Origin of the sequence: Ruegeria sp. HKCCA5491 (assembly GCF_013034565.1) — a bacterium.
Taxonomy (GTDB): domain Bacteria; phylum Pseudomonadota; class Alphaproteobacteria; order Rhodobacterales; family Rhodobacteraceae; genus Ruegeria.
Window position 1 is genome coordinate 88,067 of record NZ_WQGG01000009.1, and the last position, 22,916, is coordinate 110,982.

The 22,916-nt window shown below is 58.0% G+C and carries 20 protein-coding genes; 12 read left to right on the forward strand and 8 right to left on the reverse strand.

What is annotated here, in order from left to right; all coding sequences use genetic code 11:
* The first annotated feature begins 16 nt into the window (after positions 1-16).
* Complete coding sequence (locus GOV88_RS13065; RefSeq protein WP_171121585.1) at positions 17-640, forward strand: helix-turn-helix domain-containing protein; 624 nt, start codon at positions 17-19, stop codon at positions 638-640.
* On the opposite strand, the gene GOV88_RS13070 is transcribed toward GOV88_RS13065, so the two are convergent.
* Both GOV88_RS13070 and GOV88_RS13075 read right to left on the reverse strand, forming a co-directional pair.
* Positions 629-865 carry a hypothetical protein gene (locus GOV88_RS13070; RefSeq protein WP_171121584.1) on the reverse strand — a complete coding sequence of 79 codons (237 nt, stop codon included), beginning with the start codon at positions 863-865 and terminating at the stop codon, positions 629-631. The two genes, GOV88_RS13065 and GOV88_RS13070, sit on opposite strands and share 12 nt — an antisense overlap.
* A 483-nt stretch (positions 866-1,348) precedes the next feature.
* Entirely contained in the window at positions 1,349-3,163 is a 1,815-nt protein-coding gene (locus GOV88_RS13075; protein WP_171240707.1) for an extracellular solute-binding protein, read from the reverse strand.
* A gap of 292 nt (positions 3,164-3,455) precedes the next feature.
* Between GOV88_RS13075 and GOV88_RS13080 the strand changes: the two genes are divergently transcribed.
* Both GOV88_RS13080 and GOV88_RS13085 read left to right on the forward strand, forming a co-directional pair.
* Positions 3,456-4,229: a 3-hydroxybutyrate dehydrogenase gene (locus GOV88_RS13080; protein ID WP_171121582.1), complete on the forward strand. Its 774-nt coding sequence runs from the start codon at positions 3,456-3,458 to the stop codon at positions 4,227-4,229.
* Between the two features lie 63 nt (positions 4,230-4,292).
* A complete protein-coding gene (locus GOV88_RS13085) occupies positions 4,293-5,318 on the forward strand; it encodes a patatin-like phospholipase family protein (protein ID WP_171211379.1) in 1,026 nt (341 codons plus the stop codon).
* Here GOV88_RS13085 and GOV88_RS13090 read toward each other — a convergent pair whose 3' ends face one another.
* The 4 genes from GOV88_RS13090 to GOV88_RS13105 form a co-directional block, all read right to left on the reverse strand.
* Positions 5,319-5,996, reverse strand: coding sequence for a DUF502 domain-containing protein (locus tag GOV88_RS13090; RefSeq protein WP_171121580.1), 678 nt, complete (start codon positions 5,994-5,996; stop codon positions 5,319-5,321).
* A 62-nt stretch (positions 5,997-6,058) separates the two neighbouring features.
* Complete coding sequence (locus GOV88_RS13095) at positions 6,059-6,964, reverse strand: pseudouridine-5'-phosphate glycosidase (protein ID WP_171124827.1); 906 nt, start codon at positions 6,962-6,964, stop codon at positions 6,059-6,061.
* On the reverse strand, positions 6,961-7,854 hold the full coding sequence (locus GOV88_RS13100) for a PfkB family carbohydrate kinase (RefSeq protein ID WP_171240708.1): 894 nt from the start codon (positions 7,852-7,854) through the stop codon (positions 6,961-6,963). The genes GOV88_RS13095 and GOV88_RS13100 overlap by 4 nt, the downstream gene beginning before the upstream one ends.
* Before the next feature lie 45 nt (positions 7,855-7,899).
* Positions 7,900-8,517, reverse strand: coding sequence for a thiamine phosphate synthase (locus GOV88_RS13105; protein ID WP_171240709.1), 618 nt, complete (start codon positions 8,515-8,517; stop codon positions 7,900-7,902).
* 162 nt (positions 8,518-8,679) lie between these two features.
* Between GOV88_RS13105 and GOV88_RS13110 the strand changes: the two genes are divergently transcribed.
* From GOV88_RS13110 to GOV88_RS13120, 3 genes are read left to right on the forward strand one after another with little or no spacing between them, the layout of a single operon-like run.
* Positions 8,680-9,423, forward strand: coding sequence for an RNA methyltransferase (locus GOV88_RS13110; RefSeq protein ID WP_171240710.1), 744 nt, complete (start codon positions 8,680-8,682; stop codon positions 9,421-9,423).
* A gap of 59 nt (positions 9,424-9,482) precedes the next feature.
* Complete coding sequence (gene ctaA, locus GOV88_RS13115) at positions 9,483-10,628, forward strand: heme A synthase (protein WP_171240711.1); 1,146 nt, start codon at positions 9,483-9,485, stop codon at positions 10,626-10,628.
* Between the two features lies 1 nt (position 10,629).
* Positions 10,630-12,099: a carboxypeptidase M32 gene (locus tag GOV88_RS13120; RefSeq protein WP_171240712.1), complete on the forward strand. Its 1,470-nt coding sequence runs from the start codon at positions 10,630-10,632 to the stop codon at positions 12,097-12,099.
* A 212-nt stretch (positions 12,100-12,311) separates the two neighbouring features.
* Here the strand turns inward: GOV88_RS13120 and gyrA are convergent, their stop codons facing one another.
* Positions 12,312-15,035: a DNA gyrase subunit A gene (gene gyrA, locus GOV88_RS13125; RefSeq protein WP_171240713.1), complete on the reverse strand. Its 2,724-nt coding sequence runs from the start codon at positions 15,033-15,035 to the stop codon at positions 12,312-12,314.
* A gap of 192 nt (positions 15,036-15,227) precedes the next feature.
* Between gyrA and GOV88_RS13130 the strand changes: the two genes are divergently transcribed.
* Together GOV88_RS13130 and GOV88_RS13135 are read left to right on the forward strand one after the other, a co-directional pair.
* A complete protein-coding gene (locus tag GOV88_RS13130) occupies positions 15,228-15,497 on the forward strand; it encodes an usg protein (RefSeq protein ID WP_171121572.1) in 270 nt (89 codons plus the stop codon).
* A 69-nt stretch (positions 15,498-15,566) separates the two neighbouring features.
* A complete protein-coding gene (locus tag GOV88_RS13135; RefSeq protein WP_171121571.1) occupies positions 15,567-16,265 on the forward strand; it encodes a hypothetical protein in 699 nt (232 codons plus the stop codon).
* Here the strand turns inward: GOV88_RS13135 and GOV88_RS13140 are convergent, their stop codons facing one another.
* Positions 16,266-17,219: a radical SAM protein gene (locus GOV88_RS13140; RefSeq protein ID WP_171240714.1), complete on the reverse strand. Its 954-nt coding sequence runs from the start codon at positions 17,217-17,219 to the stop codon at positions 16,266-16,268.
* Between the two features lie 162 nt (positions 17,220-17,381).
* Between GOV88_RS13140 and zwf the strand changes: the two genes are divergently transcribed.
* The 4 genes from zwf (at position 17,382) to GOV88_RS13160 (ending at position 22,898) form a co-directional block, all read left to right on the forward strand.
* The gene (gene zwf, locus GOV88_RS13145; protein ID WP_171121569.1) at positions 17,382-18,830 is read left to right on the forward strand and encodes a glucose-6-phosphate dehydrogenase; all 1,449 of its coding nucleotides are present in this window, start codon (positions 17,382-17,384) and stop codon (positions 18,828-18,830) included.
* On the forward strand, positions 18,827-19,498 hold the full coding sequence (gene pgl / locus GOV88_RS13150; protein WP_171121568.1) for a 6-phosphogluconolactonase: 672 nt from the start codon (positions 18,827-18,829) through the stop codon (positions 19,496-19,498). Before zwf ends, pgl begins: the two co-directional genes overlap by 4 nt.
* Before the next feature lie 5 nt (positions 19,499-19,503).
* On the forward strand, positions 19,504-21,114 hold the full coding sequence (gene pgi, locus GOV88_RS13155) for a glucose-6-phosphate isomerase (RefSeq protein WP_171240715.1): 1,611 nt from the start codon (positions 19,504-19,506) through the stop codon (positions 21,112-21,114).
* Between the two features lie 164 nt (positions 21,115-21,278).
* Positions 21,279-22,898, forward strand: a complete 1,620-nt coding sequence (locus tag GOV88_RS13160) for a long-chain-fatty-acid--CoA ligase (protein WP_171240716.1) — start codon at positions 21,279-21,281, stop codon at positions 22,896-22,898.
* Positions 22,899-22,916 lie beyond the last annotated feature (18 nt).

The following is a 22,916-nucleotide window of genomic DNA, read 5'->3' on the forward strand; positions in this document are numbered from 1 at the left end:
CCCTATAGAATTGCACATGAGTACGCACGAACAGACATCCCTGATCCGATTGGCCCGAGACTCGGGCGAGCCCGCGGAGGTTGAGCCGCTGGACCTTGGCGCCCGCGTGCGCGAGCTGCGCAAGGCGCGCAAATGGACGTTGGAACAAGCGGCAACTCAGGCAGGGTTGGCGCGTTCGACACTCAGCAAAATCGAAAATGGCCAGATGTCTCCGACCTATGATGCGCTGAAAAAGCTGGCGACCGGGCTTGAGATTTCAGTGCCCCAGCTCTTCACCCCGCCACAGCGGGAACAGGTGATTGGCCGTATGGCCGTCACCCGGATGGGAGAGGGCACAGCCCATCCCACGACGACATACGAGCACGAGTTGCTGGCCGAAACGCTGACGAAAAAGCAGATGCTGCCCTATCGGGCGCGTGTGCGGGCGCGGTCGATGGACGAGTTCGAGGGTTGGGTTCGCCACGACGGGGAAGAATTTCTTTACGTGCTTACAGGCGTTGTACGTCTTTACACCGAGTTTTATGAACCTGTGGAAATGCGCCGCGGCGACAGCGCCTATTACGACGGCAGCATGGGGCACAACGTGGTGTCTGTCAGCGACGAAGACGCGACGATCCTTTGGGTGACGTCACTTAGTTAACGACCGGCTGAATTCTCGGTTCAGGCCTTCCGTGAACAGAAAGTCCTCAAGCTCTTCGTGGGCTTCGTTCACTGTCAGGTGGTGACGTTCTGCAAGGTAAGCCTCAAATCCTTTGCGATCCTTGCTGAACAGCGGCTTGTCCTTGTCGCGCAGGTTTGGAAAGCGCCGTTTGGCGCGCGAATACATTGCGTCCCAGTCTTGCGTCAGGTCATTCCAGTTCAACATCTGCAAGCTTTCCGGTTTCCAGGTTTCAAAGCTGCTCGGCCATAAACAGGGTACGAAGGGGCATGGGTCGTCAGCGCATGACAAAATGTCGCACCCATTTCCGATCTGCTGCAAGGATCAAAATGCCCGTTGCAGGCAATCCGCAACGGGCATACGGACCCAAGTTTGGAGTGAGTGGGGGCTGGTCCGTAAAAGGCGCACGCTGCGAGGCTGAGAAAAGGCTATGTTCCGAAATTCAAAGCAATAATCAGGTCGCGCAAAGCGCTATAATGCTGCAAGGCTACAACGCATGGATGCATTGCGTAAAGCTTTTTGTGCGAAGTTTTTGTTTATTAACTCAAATTAGTATCCGTACCAATCTGTAGCAGCCGTCCCAATTTGTGACGCAAGATGTTGGGCCTATTGGCGCGTGTGCCGTTTTTCGCCGAAAAGCCGAACGCAATTGAATTCCGCCTGAAATCGGGTCTGGTCCGTGCGTTTGCGTTACTCTTCGAACCACCAGACCTGCGGCATATACTCGGGCCCGTCGCCGTAAATTGGCAGGGTTTCCGGTTGCTTCAGTTCTTTGGCGTGCGCGATCCGCCCGACGTCGAAATTCCAGATCGGAATGACGTATCGTCCGGCTGTCAACACGCGGTCCAAGGCGCGGGTGGCGGCAACGAAGTCCTCATGGCTTTCTGACGCAAGCATGGCATCAATTAATCCGTCCACAGCAGGTGAGGCCACGCCCATCAGGTTGCGGGTGCCGGGCGTATCGGCATTTTCACTCCCCCAATACAGCCGTTGTTCGTTGCCCGGCGATAACGAGAGGGCGCGTCGGAAAAATGTCATGTCAAAATCCAGATCTGAGGTACGCCCGGTGAATTGCGCGCTGTCTACCTGTTCTGTTGATACTTGAATTCCCAGACGTTCCAGCGCACGGCTATAGATCTCGATGGCGGTCTCGCCTTCGCTGTCGCCCTGTTGCAGCAACACGTTCAGCGTGAACGCATCACCGTTTGCGTTGCGAAGGACGCCGTCCTGAATGGTCCAGCCTGCTTCAGACAGCAGCTTGGTCGCTTTACGGATGTTTGACCGGTTGCGGGCCGAGCCGTCACCTTCCGGCAGGACGTATCCCTCAAGCGTTCCGGGCGGCAGGTCTGCCGCGTAGGGTTGAAGCAGCTCTTCCACGCGGCCTGTTGCTGCGCCAGGTTGCATGGCGAGAACGGAGCCCGAGAAATAGGACGTGATCCTGGGCTGCGCCCCACCGGTGATCGTGTCGTTGATGAACTCGAAATTGAAGGCCAGCGTCAGGGCTTCGCGAACGCGCCAGTCTTCGAACGGCGCTTTGCGGGTGTTCATGACATATCCGGTCATGCCCGATGGCTTACCATGAGGGATTTCGGTTTTTACTACATCGCCGCGCTGAACGGCTGGGAAGTTGTACTGTGTTTCCCACTTGTCTGCGTTGAACTCGCGCACGGCGGTCAGTTCACCAGCTTTGAAAGCCTCAAACAGAACGGTGCCGTCCCCGTAGAATTCGATCCGCATCTCATCAAGATTCATCGTACCCCGACGGAAGGGAACATCGCTTCCCCAGTAATTGGGGTTACGCCGCAGGTTGACGTATCGTCCCGGCTCATAGCTGTCGATCACATACGGGCCGGTGCCGACGGGAATATCGTGCAGCGTGGCATTGGCAAAATCCTTACCGTCCCACTGTGCCTTTTGCAGGATCGGGCGCAGACCGGCGATCAAGGCCAGTTCGCGGTCGGGCTCGTTGAATGTGATCCGCACGGTGCGCGGGCCGGTTGCTTCGATGCTGTCGATCTTGCTCCAAAGACCGCGATACCGCAGATGCCCTTCGGTTCCCAAAATCTCATAAGACCAGATGACATCATCAACGGTGACGGGTGTGCCGTCCGAAAATTGTGCCCCTTCGCGTAGTGTAAATTCGACCCAAGACCGGTCCGGCGCCGTCTCAACTGATTCGGCTAACAGGCCGTAAAGTGTGAAAGGTTCGTCCCAAGATCGCCCCATCAGGCTTTCATGCGTCCAAAACCGCAACTGCCATGGGGAGGTCCCTTTTTGCACAAACGGGTTCAAACTGTTATAGCCGCCCGTATTTCCGAAAACGACTTTTCCGCCTTTGGGCGCGTCGGGGTTTGCGTAAGGCAGAGACACAAAATCCGGTGGTAGGGCGGGCTCTCCGTACATAGCTATGCCATGCGCCGATTCTGCGCTGGCGATTGCGGCCCCCAAAAGGAAAGTGATTCCCGTGATCACTGGGCGTGCGGGTCGTAGAAAATCGGGGCTCATTTTGGAAACAATCCTGCTCTGGCCTTATTTTGTTGGGATTCATCGTACCGATGATTTTTCTTCTTTTCAAACTTTTAGCTTGGACGAAGGCGTGGAATTGCTTATAAAGGGTGCACTGCTCGATAGGTTTCTTGCCTGTATGAAACCTGCCTCAATAACTTAACGCCCGCTTCGTGCGGGCGTTTTTTTTGGCCGAGTTTTTGTCAATCCGTTCCGCGAGGTCATTCTTCGTTTTCTTTGCACGTGCAGCATGGCACTGTGTCGCCGATACGGATTCTAAGGGAGAGCGGCCATGAGCCTTAAGGGAAAAACGGCAATCGTAACGGGGTCGAACTCAGGGATCGGATTGGGGGTTGCCCGTGAATTGGCCAAGGCCGGCGCAGATGTGGTTCTGAATTCCTTTACCGACCTTGACGAAGACCACGCCCTTGCTGCGGAAATCTCTCAGGAGACTGGCACCAACGCGCGCTATATCAAGGCAGATATGTCCAAGGGGGACGAATGCCGCGCCCTGATCGAACAGGCCGGGGCTTGCGATATCCTTGTTAATAACGCGGGTATTCAGCATGTCTCGCCGATCGACCTGTTTCCGGTCGACAAGTGGGATGCAATCATTGCGATCAACATGAGCTCGGCCTTTCACACGACTGCCGCCGCTTTGCCGATGATGCGAAAGGCAGGATGGGGTCGTGTGGTTAATATCGCGTCGGCGCATGGGCTGACCGCCTCTCCTTATAAGGCGGCGTATGTCGCTGCCAAACACGGGGTCGTGGGGATGACGAAGACAATTGCGCTTGAGACCGCGCAGGAACCAATCACCTGCAACGCGATTTGTCCGGGCTATGTGCTGACGCCTTTGGTGGACGCTCAGATTCCGAACACGATGAAGGAATACAACATGAGCCGTGAGGACGTCGTGAAGAACGTCCTGCTGGAGCGGCAACCGTCGAAAGAATTTGCAACGGTTGAGCAACTGGGGGGCACGACGGTGTTTTTGTGCTCGGACGCGGCGGCGCAGATCACGGGGACGACGATTTCCGTGGATGGCGGTTGGACCGCTTTGTAAGATTACGTGGGGGCGCTGCCCCCACACCCCCGAAGTATTTCTAAACAGAAGAAGGGGTGGGTCGTGAAGAGGATCAATCTGGCTTTGCAAGGCGGTGGCGCACATGGGGCGTTTACCTGGGGTGTGTTGGATCGAATTCTTGATGAAGAGGATATCGAGGTCGCGGCGATCACTGGAACCTCGGCCGGGGCGTTGAATGGGGCGGCGTTCAAATCGGGCATGGTGCACGATGGCCGCGCGGGGGCGCGGGAAAATCTGAATGGTCTTTGGTCCCGGATGGGTGCGGTTGGTGACATGCGCCTTGCCAACTGGATGCAGTCGTTGGAGCCCGCGCAGATCGCACAGGCCATGGAATATTCGCTACCGTTTTCCGTGGGCGATGCATGGTCGAGATTGGTCTCGCCTTATGCGTATGGTCCCTTTTATCGCAATCCGCTTGAGCCCGTGGTGGATCGGTTCAATTTTGACGAGATTTGCGCAGATGACGGGCCGCAGCTTTTTGTCTGTGCAACCTGTGTGCGCAGCGGAAAGATACGAGTTTTTACCGGGCAAGAGGTTTCGACTGGTGCCATTTTGGCCTCGGCCTGTTTGCCGAACCTGTTTCAGGCGGTCGAGATTTTTGATCCCAAGTCCGGCAGAACCGAAGCTTATTGGGACGGTGGATATACCGGCAATCCGGCGCTTTATCCGTTGTTCAATGGCGATCTGCCTGACGACGTGGTGATCGTGAATATAAACCCGCTGGAACGGGACGAGATACCGCGGACGCCGCAGCAGATTCAGAACCGTATCAATGAGATCAGTTTCAATTCCTCCCTGTTTCGAGAACTGCGCGCGATCAGCTTTGTTCAGCGCTTATTGGCGGATGGAAAACTAAAGGCCGGAGAGATGAGCCGCGTTCTGGTTCACATGATCGCAGATGATGATCTTATGAATGATTTGTCGGTGGCCACCAAGACCGTGCCAAACCCGGTCGTGTTGCACAAGCTCAAGGATGCAGGGCGCAGAGCCATGGATCGGTTTCTGGCGGAGCACAAATCCGACCTTGGCACGCGCAGCACGGTCAATCTACCCGAAATGTTCGGCTGATCACTCGGGCGGCTGCGACGGGTCTTTTTCGTTTGGATAAACAAGACCTGCCGAAATCACCAGTTTGGCCGCGTCCTCGATCGACATGTCCAGCAGGATCACGTCCTCTTCCGGGAAGAACAGCAGAAATCCAGAGGTCGGGTTGGGTGTGGTTGGCACAAAAACACTCAACAGGTTGCCACCGGTTTCAGCGCGGTCGCTGACCTCACCCCGCGCAGTGGTCGAGACAAATCCGATCGCCCAGATACCCCGGCGGGGATATTGGATCAGGCAGGCTTTTTCAAAGGACCGTTCCGTCTGGGCAAACACCGTTTCCGATATTTGCTTGATCCCCGAATAAACCGAGCGCACCACCGGCATCCGGTTTACGAGGCTTTCGGCAAAGTGGATCAGCGAGCGGCCAAGAATTCCTTTGGCAATCCAGCCGACAAGCACGGTGAAGATCAGGAAGATCACCACGCCCACGCCGCGCAGGTTCACCCCCACATATTCCGAGGGTTGGAATTTCTGCGGGATCAGCGGCAGGACCGCGCTGTCGATCCAGCCCACCACGGACCAGATCAGCCAGATGGTCAGCCAGACCGGAGCGATGACAACGATGCCCGTCAGAAATGACGCGCGCAGCCGGGAAAACAGGCCCGGTCGGCGGTGAGGTTCTTCGTCAAAGGGCGTGTTCATTACGGTCCTGCGTGTTTGCCAATTTAGTTAAGCAGTCCGGGGCTTTGGTACAATAGCTTTGCTCACTCGGACAGGGCACGGGCGATGCCGGCGGCCAATTTTGCGTTATTTCTGACCAATGCGATGTTCGCGGTCAGCGACCGCCCCTCGGTCTGTTCATAAATGCGCTGCAGTAGGTAGGGAGTAACGTCTTTGCCGGTGATCCTGTGTGCGTCGGCATCAGCCTGAGCCGAAGCGATGATCGGGGCCAGTTCCAGCGCCGGGATTTGATCAGCGGCGGGGATCGGGTTGGCGACCAACTGGCCGCCGGGCAGGCCAAGGGCGCGACGGGTGGCGTGGGCCTTGGCGATTTCTGCTGCGCTGTCCATGCGCAATGGCGCTGCGTAGGGAGATTGCGCCGACCAGAAGGCGGGGAATTCGTCCTGGCCATAGGCGATCACGGGCACGCCCAGCGTTTCCAACACCTCGAGCGTTTTGGCCAGATCAAGGATCGCTTTGGCCCCTGCTGCCACCACGGTCACGCGGGTTTGCGCCAACTCATGCAGGTCTGCCGAGATGTCAAACGAAGTCTCCGCCCCTTGATGCACGCCGCCAATGCCGCCGGTGGCAAAGACCTCGATCCCGGCATATTGCGCGGCGATCATCGTGGCGGCAACGGTGGTGGCGCCGGTTCCACCGGTGGCGATGCAAGCGGCCATGTCGGCGCGTGAGATTTTGGCGACGCCCTGCGCCTGTCCCAGTGCCTTTAGCTGGTCGGCCTCGAGCCCCACATGCAGCTTGCCTTTGATCACCGCCATGGTGGCGGGTACTGCGCCTGCGTCACGGATATCTTGTTCGACCTGCGCTGCGACCTCGATATTCTGCGGGTAGGGCATGCCGTGGGTGATGATGGTGCTTTCCAGCGCAACAATGGGGTGGCCCGCGTCTTTGGCGGCGCGCACTTCGGCCGAGTATTGGATGTCGATCACAGTGGGGTTTCTCCGGAAACGTAAGTGGCGGCGGCGTGCAGGGCGCGGGTCAGGGCAGCGTCGGGGGCGGCCCCGGCGGCCTCGGACGCGATATGCGCCGCCATGAAAGTATCGCCTGCGCCGGTCACACGGGTGACCAGAACGGACGGGGGTTTCTGGGTCAGGATTTCATCCGAGGTGCCGACAGTGGCAGAGTTACCGCCATCTGTGACCAACACCCGCAACGCGCCCCGGTCTAGCAGACCTTTGGCGGCGCTTTCGGAATCGGCGAACTCGCGTTGGCACAGAATGCCAGCTTCCTCAAGGTTCACGTATAACGTGGCGCGAGCGTGTTTGAGGAAGGGCAGCAGGCGCTCGGCCTTGCCGGGTGAGGCGGGAGCTACGCGCAGGTCGGCTTTGGCGAAGGCTGGGCTTTGGGCGATTTCTTCCAGCAGGGTCAGTGTCAGGTTGCCGTCCAGCGCGATCGGGCCTTCGAACGGAGTGTTCTCGTAGCCCAATGGCCCGTGCATCAGGGGGCGCAGAATTTTGGCCCCCGCAGCCTCGAGCGAGTGCGCGTCGGCGATGGCTGCGATCAGCCCGTTTGCCCCTTCGACAGCCATGTAACGATCGGTCGGCAAGTCCAGTGAGCGATAGATGTGATCCGTGACCATGCCCAGCCGGGCGCAGGCATTAACCAGCTCATCCCCTTCGGGGTCACGGCCAATGGCGGTCAGCAAGGTGGGCGTCATGCCGAACCGCACCAGCGTCATGGCGATATTCATCGCCACGCCGCCAGGCAGGCGTGTAATCCGCCCCGGTACGTCTGATCCCTGCCGCATGGCGCTGGCCGAGCGTCCGATCACGTCCCACAGGACCGAGCCGATACACAGGATGTCACTAGTCTGGGTCATGCCCGTGTCATGCCGCAGCGTCACAGCAGGTGCAAGGGTTAACGCTCACATCGCGTCGGTGAGCGTTTTTAGCGCAGCAACCGGATCGTCTTGCGACCAAATTTCGTCGCCTATGCCAAAGAAATCGGTATGGGGAGCAAGGTCGCGGATCAGGTCTGGGGTCAGGCCGCCTTCGGCCACGACCGGAACCTCGATCATCTCGGACCACCATTGGAACAGGTCCTTTTCAGCGATGCTGCCATCACCCAAAGCTGACGAGCCGACTGGGCCAAAAGCCACGTAATCCGCTCCGTTTTCGCCTGCGGTCATGCCGTCATGGCTGGAGGCCGCGCAAAAGCTGCCGACGATGGCATCCGCGCCCAGTTCTTTGCGCGTAGCCCGAACTGATCGGGCACCATCATCCAGATGTACCCCGTCCAAACCCAGCCGTTGCGCCAGCAGGACATGGTTTGAGATGACGATGGCGACATCACGCGCGTGGGCAACCTCGCGGCAGGCATCAGCCGCGCGGGCGATGGTGTCTTCGTCGCTGCCCGCCAAGGCCAACCGGATGCAGGCGATTTCTGTGCTGTCCAGCACGCGGCCCAATTGGTCGGGGAAGGTACTAAGCGCAATGGTCGGAGGCGTAATCAGGTAAATCTGCGGCTGCTCGGGGGTATCCATGGCGCGTCCTTCAGTTTTCAGTTCTCGGCGCGGTTTAGCGGATTGAGCGGGGGAAGCAAACTTTTTAGCCTGCCGAGCGGGTATTTGGGAACAGAAGAAGCAGCGGCGGCTTGCCCTAATCAGGCGGGGCGATTAGAGCAGGCGGAACTTTCGGAGTAAGGTATGCCCAGCGATCAACCTCAGCCTTCTTTTGTGCTTGTGCGCCCTCAGATGGGGGAAAACATCGGCGCCGCCGCGCGCGCGATGTGGAATTTCGGGCTGGACCGAATGCGGATTGTGGCGCCGCGCGATGGCTGGCCGAACCCCAAGGCCGTTGCCATGTCCAGCGGGGCTGGGCGGTTGCTGGATGAGGCGCTGTTGTTTGACGATCTGGCTGGGTCGTTGGCGGACAGCACGTTTGTCTTCGCCACCACGGCGCGCCAACGGGGGCTGACCAAGCCGGTCTACAGCCCCGAGCGCGCGATGCAGATCGCCGCTGAAAAGGTCGCGGCGGGCGAAAAGGTTGCCGTGCTGTTCGGCCCCGAACGCGCCGGGCTTGAGAATGAGGATATTGCCAAGGCCAACGCCATCATCTCGGTCTCGGTGAACCCCGAATATGCCTCGCTCAACCTTGGGCAATGTGTGTTGCTGACTGCATATGAGTGGATGCGCCAAAGTGCCGATGTGGTGCATGAGGCCACCGATCTGGGCAAGGGTGACTGGGCCACGGGGATCGAGGTCGAAAAGCTGGTCGAACATTATGAGGACCGGCTGGACGAGGCGGGCTTTTTCTATCCCCCCGAAAAGGCCGAAGGCATGAAGACCAACCTGCGCAACCTTTGGTCTCGGATGCGGCTGACGCGGGCGGATGTGCAGATGCTGCACGGGATCATGCGGCAGATGGTCCGCTGGAAGGACAAGGGCTGAGGCTGGACCTATCTTCCGCTTCACCCTAGCGTGCGACGAAACAAGGACATGAGGACAGCATGAGCGGCAAGCGCAGCATCTTCGAAGAGGTCTCGGGCGACCAGAAACAAGAGGCAATTCAGCCCGGTATGATCGACCGTGGGCGTGGCGGTGCACGCAAGGCGATCCGGGCTTGGCTGATGATGCTGTTTGCGCTGGTTGTGATCATGATCGCCGTGGGCGGTCTGACGCGCCTGACCGACAGCGGCTTGTCGATCACCGAGTGGCGGCCCTTCACCGGGGCAATCCCGCCGATGTCCGAAGCCGACTGGCAGTCCGAGTTCGACAAATACAAGGAAATCGACCAGTGGCGCATCCAGAACCAGTGGATGGAATTGGACGATTTCAAAACGATCTACTGGTGGGAATGGGGCCATCGCCAACTGGGCCGCATGATTGGTCTGGTCTGGGCAATCGGGTTCTTTGGCTTCCTTATGGCGCGGAAAATTCCAACTGGTTGGACGGGTAAGCTGCTTATACCCGGTGCTTTGGGCGGGGTTCAGGGCGCCGTGGGCTGGTGGATGGTCGCCTCGGGCGTAACGCAGGGCGAGGGTATGACCGCCGTCGCCAGCTATCGTCTGGCTGTGCATCTGGGGCTGGCTTTTGTGATCCTCGGGTTCCTTGCGTGGTACATCTTTGAGCTAGGCCGCGAAGAACGTGACCTGATGCAGGCCCGCCGCGCGAAAGAGGCGAAATTGTTCTCGTTATCGACTGGCCTAATGCACTTTGCGTTCCTGCAAATCCTGATTGGCGCTTTGGTCGCGGGGATCGACGCGGGGCGGTCCTATACCGACTGGCCTCTGATCGGTGGGCAGTTTTTGCCGCCCGATGCCACGATGCTGGAGCCGATGTGGCGTAACTTCTTCGAAAGCCCCGGATTGGTGCAGTTTATTCACCGTTGCGCGGGCTATCTGCTACTGATCTTCAGCGTCATCATCTGGCGACGGGGTGGCACCAGTGCGCATCCGCAGACGCGTTTCGCCTTTAATGCCGCCTTTGCGGCGCTGGCGCTGCAAGTGGTGATCGGCATCGTTACCGTGGTCTATGCCGCGCCGTGGCAGATCGCGATCTTCCATCAGTTCATGGCCGTTGTCGTCTGGACACTGATCCTGCGCGCGCGCTTCCTGACCGCCTACCCAATCGCAGCCTCGATCCGAGGAGTTTGACATGACCGCCTTTGATGACCTGATGGCCTTTCAACGCGAAACCTCGGCGCTGGGGCAGATTGCCGGGCGGCTGGGCTGGGATCAGGAAACGGTGATGCCGCGCGGGGCGGCCCCGCAACGGGCCGAGGAAATGGCTGCGATCGAATCCGTTCTGCACGCCCGCCGATCCGACCCACGCGTGGCCGAGTGGCTGGATCAGGCCGACCCGCAGGATGAGGTCGGCAAGGCACAGATCCGCGAAATTCGCCGGTCTTTTAAGCGCACGGTCAAAGTGCCCGCCGATCTGGCCAAGGCCATCGCCCGCGTGACTTCGTCGGCCCAGGGCACATGGGCGCAGGCACGAGCGGATGAGGACGTAGCGGCGTTTCTGCCTGTGCTGCAAGAGGTCGTCGCCCTGAAACGTGAAGAGGGTGCGGCGCTGGCCCAAGGCGGTGACGTCTATGACGCCATGGTCGAGGATTACGAGCCCTACACAACCGGCACCCAGATTGCCGATATATTCGACCAGATGCGTCCACGTCTGGTGGCCTTACGCGCCGCTGTACTGGACCGCCCTGTGCCGCAGAGCCTGACTGGCACATTTGACGAACTGACCCAGATGCGCCTGTCGCAGAAGCTGGCGACCACCTTTGGCTATGACCTGAACACAGGTCGTGTGGACAAGGCTGTGCACCCATTCAGCTCGGGTAGTGGACTGGATGTGCGTATCACCACCCGTACCAGTGAAACCGACCCGTTCAACTGTTTCTACTCGACCATTCACGAGGTCGGCCACGCCGCCTATGAACAAGGCATCGACCAAGCCTATGTGTTGACCCCGCTGGGCAGTGGGGTGTCGATGGGTGTGCATGAAAGCCAAAGCCGGATTTACGAAAACCAATTGGGCCGATCCCGCGCCTTTACCGGTTGGTTGTTCGCTCAGATGACAGCAGCCTTTGGCGATTTCGGGATCAGCGACGCCGACGCCTTCTACGCCACCGTCAACGGTGTCCATAACGGGTACATCCGGACCGAGGCGGATGAGGTGCAATATAACCTGCACATCATGTTGCGCTTTGATCTGGAGCGCGCCCTGATGGCCGGGGACTTGCAGGTCAGCGATCTGGAAGCTGCGTGGAATGACCGGTTCAAGGCCGATTTCGGCTATGCGGTCGACAAGCCGTCTAATGGTTGTCTGCAGGATGTGCACTGGTCGGTGGGGCTGTTTGGCTATTTCCCGACTTATGCACTGGGTAATGTCTATGCCGGTTGCCTTTACCAGACCCTGCGCGCGGCGCTGCCTGATCTGGATACGCAACTGGCGCAGGGCGATACCTCGGGCGCAACGGGGTGGCTGCGCGAAAATCTACAGCAATATGGCGGGCTTTATGCCCCGCGGGACATCATTACCCGTGCAAGCGGGGTTGAGCCGGGGCCAGAGCCTTTGATGGCGTATCTGGAAGACAAATTTGGCGAGATTTACTGCCTGTAACATGCCCGCTTGAACGCGTAGGCACGTGAATTCCATCCCCCGGTCAATAGAGTGTCCCAGGTACGGATGGAGAGGGGTGTTCGTCTATCCGGAATGCGCTGAAACCTGTGTAGTGACTGTGGTCCTTTGAAACCGGTCAAGCAGAGCGCGACGTTTGATAAAAAACCCCGCAGGCTGGCCTACGGGGTCTTACAAATTCTTTTGGGGCTGGTTTATTCGTCTTCGTCCTCGTCGCCCTGATCGGCGATCCAGGCGACGCTGACGACTTCTTCGCCCTTGCCGGTGTTGAACACACGTACACCGCCCGCGCTACGCGAGCGGAAGGAAATGCCCTCAACCGGCACACGGATCGATTGGCCTTTGGAAGTGGCCAGCATGATCTGGTCGTCGATTTCAACCGGGAACGACGCCACCAGTTCACCGCCGCGCATGGCCTTGTCCATTGCCGCGACGCCCATGCCGCCGCGCCCGCGCACGGGGTAATCGTGGCTGGAACTCAGCTTACCCGCGCCCCCCGAGGTGATCGTTAGGATTAGGTTCTCGGCTGCCGACATCTCGGCATAGCGTTCCTGCGTGATCGTGCCGGATGCGGCTTCATCCTCGTCCGTTTCGCCGTCATCGGCGATGCCCGCAACGGCACGGCGCATCTTGAGGTAGGCCGCGCGCTCGTCCGGTCCGGCCTCGAAATGGCGGATGACAGACATCGACACAACGCGGTCGCCATTGGTCAGCTTGATACCGCGCACCCCGGTCGACTCGCGCGAGTTGAAGACGCGCACGTCAGTGGTGCGGAAGCGGATCGCACGGCCAGAATTGGTGACCAGCATCACATCTTCATCTTCGGAACAGATGCGTGCATTCACCAGTTCAACATCTTCGGGGAGTTTCATCGCAATCTTGCCGTTGCGGCGCACATTGGTGAAATCTGACAGGCGGTTTCGTCGCACGTCGCCTGCGCTGGTGGCGAAGACGATTTGCAGGTTTTCCCATTCGTCGTCCGGCACATCCACTGGCATGATTGCGGCAATCGACACGCCCGTGGGGATCGGCAGGATGTTGACGATCGCCTTGCCCTTTCCGGTGCGGCTGGACTGCGGCAAGCGCCAGGTCTTGAGCTTGTAGACCATCCCCTCGGTGGTGAAGAACAGTAGTTGCGTATGTGTGTTCGCAACGAAGAGGTTGGTAACGACGTCCTCTTCCTTGGTCTGCATCCCTGACAGGCCCTTGCCGCCACGCTTTTGTGCGCGGAAATCAGCCAGCGGCGTTCGCTTGATATAGCCGCCCGAGGTTACGGTCACGACCATGTCTTCGCGCTCAATCAGGTCCTCGTCTTCCATGTCGCCGGACCAGTCGACGATCTCGGTGCGGCGCGGAACGGCGAACTGATCACGCACTTCGCGCAACTCATCGCCGATGATCGACATGATGCGTTCGCGCGAGGACAGAATATCAAGGTATTCCTTGATCTTGGCAGCCAGTTGCTCCAACTCATCCGTGACTTCTTTGACGCCCAATTGGGTCAGGCGTTGCAGGCGCAGCTCCAGAATCGCACGGGCCTGTACCTCAGTCAGGTTATAGGTGCCATCGTCGTTCATCTTGGACAGTGGATCGTCGATCAGGCGTAGATAGCCTTCGATCTCGGCCGCAGGCCAACGGCGGGTCATCAGCTTTTCGCGCGCCTCGGCGGCATCTGCTGACGACCGGATGGTGGCAACCACTTCGTCCACGTTTGAAACGGCCACAGCCAGGCCACACAGGATGTGGCTGCGTTCGCGCGCCTTGCGCAGATCATATGCCGTGCGGCGAGCGACAACATCTTCGCGGAAGTCGATGAACGAGGTCAGGAACCGGCGCAGAGTCAACTGTTCAGGCCGACCACCATTCAACGCCAGCATGTTGCAGCCGAAGGACGTTTGCATCGGCGAGAAACGGTAGAGCTGGTTCAGAACCACTTCGGGCGTTGCATCGCGTTTCAGTTCCACAACAACCCGTACGCCGTTGCGGTCAGATTCGTCCTGTACGTGCGCCACGCCTTCGATGCGTTTTTCCCGCACGGCCTCGGCGATCTTTTCGATCATCGACGCCTTGTTCACCTGATAGGGGATCTCGTCCACGATGATGGCATAGCGGTCTTTTCGAATTTCCTCGGTCCGCGTTTTGGCGCGGATGATGACACTACCGCGACCTTCCAGATAGGCTTTGCGCGCACCTGACCGGCCTAGCATCACACCGCCGGTCGGGAAATCAGGGCCGGGGACGTATTCGATCAACTGTTCAGAGGTCAGGTCCGGATCGTCGATCAGTGCAAGCGTAGCATCGACCACTTCGCCCAGATTGTGTGGCGGGATGTTCGTGGCCATGCCCACGGCGATACCACCGGCCCCATTGACCAGCATGTTCGGGAACCGCGCGGGCAGGACAGTCGGCTCTTTGTCCTTGCCGTCATAGTTGTCCTGAAAATCGACCGTTTCTTTTTCGATATCGGCCAGCAGGGATGCGGCAGGCTTGTCCATCCGCACTTCGGTATAACGCATGGCCGCCGGGTTATCGCCGTCCATCGAACCAAAGTTGCCCTGACCGTCCAGCAGCGGCAGCGACATCGAGAAATCCTGTGCCATCCGCACCAGCGCGTCATAGATCGCGCTGTCGCCGTGCGGGTGGTACTTACCCATCACATCACCAACGGGACGCGCCGATTTACGATACGCTTTGTCATGCGTGTTCCCGGTTTCGTGCATGGCGTACAGAATCCGCCGATGCACCGGTTTCAAGCCATCGCGCAGATCAGGGATCGCACGGGACACGATGACCGACATGGCATAGTCCAGATAGGACGTGCGCATCTCGGATTCGATGGACACCGTCGGACCGTCATAAACGGGACGCTCAGGCGGGGTTTCATCCATGTTTTCTGGGGTTTCTGGCGTATCGCTCACGTAAACTGCCCGATCTTTGGCTTGGGTCTATATCTTGTGTGTGCATCTTATCAGACCCGGCACATAAGGTGCAAGCCAGCTGAGCATTTCCGGCAAAAAACCACAGTAACACCGGAGTAACATATTGTTATTCAATAGTTTGAGGGTTTCCATGTTACCCTAACGAGACCTTGCAAGAAATTGGAGGTCTGCATGGAGCAAAGCGAAACTGAATTAATGCTCAAGGGATATGGGCTGACGACGGCGGAATTCTTCTATCACATGCCCGACTATATCCACGTTCTGAATACGTTCATCTGGCAGGATTACGATCTTGCCCCGGACCACCCGAAACTGTTTGATTTCATCGAATTCTGGCAGCGCGAGATTGAAGGACCGCTGCATTCGGTGAGGTACACGCACCGGAAAATGATTGCCCCCGGAGAATGGCGCAACATGGTCGGTGAATTCAGGATAAACTGAACAGGCATTCTCAACGCGGTTTTATTGAGTAGAGTGGCATGCAAACCGTTTGCCATATGGAAAGTCACAATGTCTCGAATTCTGTATCTCGCTTTTGCCGTCACAATGCTTGGCGGTCCCGTCGCTGCCGAAGGCGTCCTGGATAAAATCAAGAAGGGTGCTGAAAACACTGCAAACGCCATTGGGCGTGGGGCCGAGTCGGTTGGGAACACAGTCGAAAAGGGCGTGAGCGCCGTGGATGACACCATCGACTCCACTGCCGATCTGATGTCGAACGAAGCCACCCCGGAAGAGACACGCGCGAAACTTGACGTCATGGCAAACGAGGTTCTTACCCAGCTTATGGCAGAGAACCCCGAGGCTCAGGCGCTTTACGATGTCAGCGCCGGATACGCGGTTTTTGATTCCAGAAAGGTGACGGTATTCCCGGTGTCCGCCGGATACGGGCGTGGTGTGGCCGTGTCGAAAGAGACCGGACAGCACACCTATATGAACATGGGAACCGGAGGGGTCGGTGCCGCGATTGGAATCGGTGGGTTTGAAACCAAGTTCGTTATCCTGTTTGAAACGCAGGCGGATTTGGACAAGTTCATTGACTATGGATACGACGCTACGGCCCAATCGGACGCCATGTACGGTGAAGAACGCACTGACGAGACACTCAGGTTTACCGATGGCCGTTCCTTCTTTGTCCTTAGCAAGAAGGGGTGGCGCGTTTCGGCAGGGGCGTCGGGAACCAAATACTGGAAATCGCCCGAGTTGAACTGATCAGCCCGAACAGCTTGCGCCGCCCAATACGCAGAACTTGGCGCAGTGCGGGTGGTTCAGGTGCACATCAGCTTCGGCCTCGGCCAATGTTTCTCCCATCTCGAACTCTGGTTCGTAGGCCAGCAGGGTGCAGGCAAGCACGGCGGGTTTGTCAGAGCCCTTGCGTTTCACGACCATCCTTGCGTTTGAGCACATGACCGCCTCGGGTGATTTATCCAGAATGCCCCAGCAAGCGGTTGTGATCTCAGGCACTTCGATGGTTTCGTCCATCTCGGGGAACAGAACGGTCCGCGCGGGGTCCTGCGCGTCGATGTCAAAACCATGGGCCTCATATAATGCGGCATATCCTGCACGGCTTTCTGCGTCGGTATCCCCCCAAACCGAACGCCCGGCCACTGCCATTTGAAACCCGTTGTCGCGTAGCCATTTCATACCTTCGACGGTCTTGTCAAAGCTGCCTTGCCCACGCTCTTCGTCGTGAAGGTCAGGGCGGAAGTGATCGACAGAAATCCGCAAAGTCAGCTTGTCGCCGAAGTCACGTTGCAGGTCCAACAAGCCTTCGCGGACCTTGGGACGCATCATGGGCTGCATTGCGTTGGTGAGGATCAGCACCTCGAACCCACGTTCAAGCGCGGCGCGCGTCATCCCGATCATTTGGGGATTCATGAAAGGTTCACCGCCGGTGAAGCCTATTTCACGTACCGGCCACGCGCGTTCTTCGATCTGGTCCAGATATGCGCAAACCTCATCTGCGGTTATGTAAACCAGCGCGTTGTTGGTCGGGCTGCTTGCGATATAGCAGTTGGTGCATTCGATATTGCACAGCGTGCCAGTATTGAACCAAAGCGTCTGAGGATCCTTCAACGCCACGGATGCACGGGTTTGCCCGTCTGCTGTCACCAATTTGTTCTGAAATTTGCCAATATTGGCGCTTTGAGGGGCGTTGTCTTTCATTCCGGTTTCCGGTTCTTTGAGCTCGTGTGAAAGACTTAGCGCCTTGGCCTGTGTTCGTTAAGTGGGCAGAACCGAACTGACAGAGTTGTGAAGACGCAGATTGCCGCAAATATGGTTGCGCTAACATTGGACATGGCCTTAGGGGCAAGGTAAGGAAAACACATGGTTTCTCGTGTCATACCCGTCGACCCCTTTGATCTGGTCATTTTTGGCGGAACCGGTGATCTGGCGCAGCGCAAGATCCTTCCGGCGCTGTTCCGTCGGTTTTGTGCTGGTCAATGGGCCGATGGGGTGCAGATTATTGGCGCCGCCAGAACAAAGCACGACGGCGCAACCTTTCGGCAAGTTGTGGCCGAATCGCTGAAAACGCATGCCTCGGTCCAGTGCAAGGATGCGGCGGCGCTGGCGGCATTTCTTCATTGCGTCGATTACGTTGCACTAGATGGTGGTTCCGACGAAGGGTGGTCGACATTGGCGGCCAAGCTTCAGCCCGACATGGTGCGCGCCTTCTATTTTTCCGTTGGGCCAAGGCTGTTCGGTTCGTTGGCCGAGCGAATTCAGTCACATGATCTTGCGACCGAACAGACCCGAATTGTCGTTGAAAAACCGTTTGGTCACGATTTGGACAGCGCGAAGGTGTTGAACGCGACCTTGGCTGCGCATTTCAGGGAAAAGCAAATCTACCGGATCGACCATTATCTGGGCAAAGAAACGGTTCAGAACTTGATGGCAGTACGGTTCGGAAACATGTTGTTTGAGCCTCTTTGGAACAGCCAGTACGTAGATCACATTCAGATCACCGTGGCCGAATCCGTAGGTATAGATGGGCGGGAAGAGTATTATGAGCGCGCCGGTGCGATGCGCGACATGATGCAGAACCACCTGATGCAGCTTTTGTGCCTGATCGCGATGGAACCGCCGGCGAAATTCGACCCAGACGCCGTGCGAGATGAAAAACTCAAGGTTATCCGCGCCTTGGACCCGGTTGAACCGCACCATATCGTGCGCGGTCAGTTTGAAGGGGGCGGGCCAAGCTATCGTCAGATCGTGGGCAATCCACGATCGACCACTGAAAGTTACGTGGCGCTGCGGGCGCATGTCAGCAACTGGCGATGGGCTGGTACACCGTTTTATTTGCGAACGGGCAAACGGTTGGTGGCGCGCTCGTCGGTCATCAATGTTATGTTTAAGGATGCGCCGCACTCGATCTTTGGTGAACAGGCTGGCCGTCACGCGAATGTCCTGTCGATTCGACTGCAGCCGAACGAAGGGATCACCCTGAAGGTGACGATCAAGGAGCCTGGGCAGGGGGGCATGCGTCTGGTCGACGTGCCCTTGGACATGAGCTTTGCCGAGGCGCTGGGGCCTGAAAACCAAGAGCCGCCGGACGCATATGAACGGCTGGTGATGGATGTGATCCGCGGCAATCAGACCCTGTTCATGCGCGGCGACGAAGTCGAGGCCGCATGGGCGTGGACCGACCCTATTATTGCGGGTTGGCAGTCGCGTGGGGACGTGCCGAAACCATATGAAAGTGGCAGTACCGGCCCGGGCGACGCCGAACTGCTGATGAAACGGGATGGTCGCCGGTGGCAAGGGATAAACCCATGAAAATACAGGAATACGCCGACAGGGACATGCTGGCCATCGACGTCGCCAACGTCTTGGCCGGAGATCTGGAAGCCGCGTTGCTGCATCACGACATGATTTCGCTGGCGGTTCCCGGCGGCACTACTCCGGGGCCGATTTTTGACGGGTTGTGTGCCGCTGATCTGGAATGGGACAGAGTGCGGATTTTACCGACGGATGAGCGTTGCGTGCCAGGCAGTAGCGACCGATCCAACGAAAAACTGATCCGCGAGCGTCTGCTGACAAATCGCGCATCAGCGGCGCAATATGTTCCGCTGTATCTGGACGGCAAGGACCCCGAGACAGTACTGCCGGAAGTCGAAAGCCTGATCACTCCGGTCCTTCCCCTGTCGGTTCTTGTTCTGGGGATGGGAGAGGACATGCATACGGCGTCACTTTTTCCTGGAATGCAGGGATTGGAAGAGGCCCTTGATAGGCACGCGCCGCCGCTGGCCATCGCCCGGACCGAAGTCCAGCCAGAGGCGCGCATAACCCTGACGGCACCGGTTCTGGACGGGGCCTTGTCCAAACATCTGGTGATCTTCGGGGCTGCAAAGCGCGAGGCGTTGAAACAAGCACTTACCTTGCATCCGGAAGAGGCACCGATCGCAGCGGTGCTAAGTGGGATGACGGTTCACTGGGCGGAGTGACGACAATGAAACTGGATAACCTCAGAACTCTGGCAGCCGGCGCGCAGGACCGCGCGATTTTGGACTTGTTCGAACATTCGGCCGACAGGGCGCGCATTTTCTCGGCTTCGACCGGGGACTTGCTGTTTGATTACTCGAAGACCCAGTTGGATACGACGATCCGCGATGCCCTAATTCAGTTATGCGATGAGGCAGATTTGGCCGACCGTCGCGAGGCGATGTTCAGCGGTACCAAGATCAACGAAACCGAAGGCCGCGCGGTGCTGCACACGGCTCTTCGCAATTTGGACGGTGGCCCGGTAGAAGTTGATGGTCTGGATGTCATGCCTGACGTTTTGGACACGCTTCAACGTATGCGGGTCTTTGCCGAAGAGGTGCGCGGCGGTGCCGTCATCGGGGCAGGGGGCAGCTTTACGGATGTGGTGAATATCGGAATCGGTGGGTCCGATCTGGGTCCGGTTATGGCCACTCATGCTTTGTCCCCGTATCACGATGGGCCAAGGTTGCATTATGTGTCGAACGTGGACGGCGCGCATATCGCCGATACGTTGAGACAACTGGATCCGACGCGGACGCTGGTCATTGTCGCCTCGAAAACCTTCACAACCATTGAGACCATGACCAATGCGCGAACGGCTCGGGCGTGGATGACCGAAGGTGGGGGCGACCCGGCGACACAATTCGCGGCGGTGTCCACCGCTTTGGACAAGACGCAAGCCTTTGGCATTCCCGAAAACAGGGTATTCGGCTTTGCGGATTGGGTCGGCGGAAGGTACTCGGTCTGGGGGCCGGTTGGTTTGCCCGTGATGATCGCCGTCGGATCGAATGCTTTTGATGCCTTCTTGCGGGGCGGTCAGGCCATGGATGTGCATTTCCGAGCGGCTGACTGGGGTGAAAACATGCCTGTCATGCTGGCTCTCGTCGGTATCTGGCACCGGCAGGTTCTTGGCCATGCCAGCCGTGCGGTTCTGCCTTATGATCAGCGGTTGTTGCGGTTGGCCGCGTATTTTCAGCAACTCGAGATGGAGTCGAACGGAAAATCCGTGGCGATGGATGGCGCTGCATTGGCGGTTCCTTCCGGACCAGTCGTTTGGGGCGAGCCTGGAACCAATGGGCAGCACGCTTTCTATCAATTGATCCATCAAGGCACCGACGTGATCCCCTGCGAATTCATGGTTGCAGCCGAAGGGCACGAGCCGGAGCTTTCGCATCACCACCGTCTATTGTTGGCGAATTGTTTGGCTCAATCCGAGGCGTTGATGCGAGGGCGTTCGCTGCCCGAAGCACGGCAACGCATGGCCGCGAAGGGGTTGGAAGGCGCCGAGCTGGAACGTCAGGCCCGCCACCGGGTCTTTTCCGGAAACCGACCTTCAACCACATTGATATACCCAAAACTTACGCCGTTTGTTTTGGGGCAGATAATCGCGCTGTATGAACATCGTGTATTTGTCGAAGGTGTGCTGTTGGGAATTAACTCGTTTGACCAATGGGGTGTCGAACTAGGTAAGGAACTGGCAACATCGCTTGGCCCGATCGTGGAAGGTGAGGAATCGGCGTCTGAAAAGGATGGTTCGACCGCCGCGTTGGTGGCGTATGTGGTGCGCCATCGGGACTGAGGAAAAAACTTCTTTTTGCCGCAGCGGAATGCTGCATTCTATTATTGTCAGCAAATTAAATGCTTGGCAGGGTGGGTCCCCGAACAGATGCCCTGCTGGTCGTTGCAGGGGGCGGAACAAATGCACTGTCGCAAAGAAATGGTGCAACTACAGGGAGGATGTCCATGCTGGGACAAATGATGACGCAGCCGCTGCTGATCTCGTCACTGATTGAACACGCGGATCGCTATCATGGTCAGACCGAGATCATCTCGGTTGAGACCGACGGGTCCGTGACCGAAAGCGCTTGGTCACAAGTGGCGGTGAATGCGCGAAAGCTGGCGTCAGCCTTGACCAAACTGGACCTCGAACCGCAAGCGCGTATCGGGACACTGGCGTGGAACAATCGGCGGCACCTGGAAATATATTATGGAACTTCTGGTGCAGGCTTTGTGTGTCACACGATCAACCCCAGACTGTTTCCCGAACAGCTCACCTACATCATCAACCACGCGAAAGACCGGGTTCTGTTCTTTGACGCGACCTTTATTCCGCTGGTTGCGGCGATCAAAGAACATCTGACCGAAGTTCAGCATTTCGTGCTGATGGGGCCAAAGAACGATGACGCGATCGCGCGGGTTCCCGGTGTTCAGTTCTATGATGAGCTGATCGAAACAGGTGATGAAGGGTTCCAATGGCCCAGCTTTGACGAAAACACTGCGTCCAGCCTGTGTTACACATCCGGCACAACGGGAAATCCGAAGGGCGTGTTGTATTCCCACCGTTCGACCGTGTTGCATAGCTTCGGTTCGAATACGCGGGATGTCATCGGGTACTCCGCCGTGGACGTTGTGATGCCGGTGGTGCCGATGTTCCATGTGAATGCGTGGGGGTCGCCTTATGCCTGCGCAATGTCAGGCTCGCGCATGGTTCTGCCTGGGCCTGATCTGCATGGTGAGGCGTTGGTGAACTTGATTGACACCTATGGCGTTACACTGGCGATGGGTGTTCCGACGATCTGGCAGGGTTTGCTGGCCCATGCTGGAAAGTCGGGCAGTAAACTTACCAGTCTGGAGCGAACGGTTATCGGCGGCGCGGCCTGCCCACCCTCGATGATCGAAACATTCCGTGACACCTATGATGTAGACACTGTTCACGCCTGGGGCATGAGCGAGATGAGCCCGTTGGGTACGGCGAATCAACCCATGGCGAAACACGCTGATCTGCCGATTGAACAGCAGCACAAGCTGCGCGAGAGTCAGGGCCGGCCGTGCTATGGCGTCGAACTGAAAATCGTTGACGATGACGGCAATGAACTGCCCCGCGATGGTGAAACTCAGGGTGATTTGCTGGTTCGCGGGTATTGGGTGCTGGACAGCTATTTTGAACTGCAGGATCAGAACCTGCTGCAGGATGGCTGGTTCGCCACTGGTGATGTGGCGACTTTGGATGCCGACGGGTACATGACCATCCGTGACCGATCCAAGGATATCATTAAATCTGGTGGCGAATGGATCAGTTCAGTTGAGTTGGAGAATATCGCCGTTGCCCATCCCAAGCTTGCGACGGCCGCTGTGATCGGTGTTCCGCACCCCAAGTGGGACGAGCGTCCTCTATTGGTTGCGGTAAAGGCCGAGGGGCAGGACCCGTCGGAGGACGAACTGCTGTCATACTTCGACGGCAAAATTGCCAAATGGCAGATTCCTGACAAGGTTGTCTTTGTGGACGCGCTGCCACTGAACGCTACGGGCAAGGTGCTTAAGCGCAACCTTCGTGCGGACTTTTCGGATGCCCTTACGGGCTAAGTATTTGAAATAAGGGAA

Excerpts from the sequence above, each read along its gene's own strand:
- GOV88_RS13065 (WP_171121585.1), top strand. The coding sequence starts at position 17 with ATGAGTACGCACGAACAGACATCCCTGATCCGATTGGCCCGAGACTCG.
- GOV88_RS13070 (WP_171121584.1), bottom strand. The coding sequence starts at position 865 with ATGTTGAACTGGAATGACCTGACGCAAGACTGGGACGCAATGTATTCG.
- GOV88_RS13075 (WP_171240707.1), bottom strand. The coding sequence starts at position 3,163 with ATGAGCCCCGATTTTCTACGACCCGCACGCCCAGTGATCACGGGAATC.
- GOV88_RS13080 (WP_171121582.1), top strand. The coding sequence starts at position 3,456 with ATGAGCCTTAAGGGAAAAACGGCAATCGTAACGGGGTCGAACTCAGGG.
- GOV88_RS13090 (WP_171121580.1), bottom strand. The coding sequence starts at position 5,996 with ATGAACACGCCCTTTGACGAAGAACCTCACCGCCGACCGGGCCTGTTT.
- GOV88_RS13100 (WP_171240708.1), bottom strand. The coding sequence starts at position 7,854 with ATGACCCAGACTAGTGACATCCTGTGTATCGGCTCGGTCCTGTGGGAC.
- GOV88_RS13105 (WP_171240709.1), bottom strand. The coding sequence starts at position 8,517 with ATGGATACCCCCGAGCAGCCGCAGATTTACCTGATTACGCCTCCGACC.
- GOV88_RS13110 (WP_171240710.1), top strand. The coding sequence starts at position 8,680 with ATGCCCAGCGATCAACCTCAGCCTTCTTTTGTGCTTGTGCGCCCTCAG.
- ctaA (WP_171240711.1), top strand. The coding sequence starts at position 9,483 with ATGAGCGGCAAGCGCAGCATCTTCGAAGAGGTCTCGGGCGACCAGAAA.
- GOV88_RS13120 (WP_171240712.1), top strand. The coding sequence starts at position 10,630 with ATGACCGCCTTTGATGACCTGATGGCCTTTCAACGCGAAACCTCGGCG.
- GOV88_RS13130 (WP_171121572.1), top strand. The coding sequence starts at position 15,228 with ATGGAGCAAAGCGAAACTGAATTAATGCTCAAGGGATATGGGCTGACG.
- GOV88_RS13135 (WP_171121571.1), top strand. The coding sequence starts at position 15,567 with ATGTCTCGAATTCTGTATCTCGCTTTTGCCGTCACAATGCTTGGCGGT.
- GOV88_RS13140 (WP_171240714.1), bottom strand. The coding sequence starts at position 17,219 with ATGAAAGACAACGCCCCTCAAAGCGCCAATATTGGCAAATTTCAGAAC.
- zwf (WP_171121569.1), top strand. The coding sequence starts at position 17,382 with ATGGTTTCTCGTGTCATACCCGTCGACCCCTTTGATCTGGTCATTTTT.
- pgl (WP_171121568.1), top strand. The coding sequence starts at position 18,827 with ATGAAAATACAGGAATACGCCGACAGGGACATGCTGGCCATCGACGTC.
- pgi (WP_171240715.1), top strand. The coding sequence starts at position 19,504 with ATGAAACTGGATAACCTCAGAACTCTGGCAGCCGGCGCGCAGGACCGC.
- GOV88_RS13160 (WP_171240716.1), top strand. The coding sequence starts at position 21,279 with ATGCTGGGACAAATGATGACGCAGCCGCTGCTGATCTCGTCACTGATT.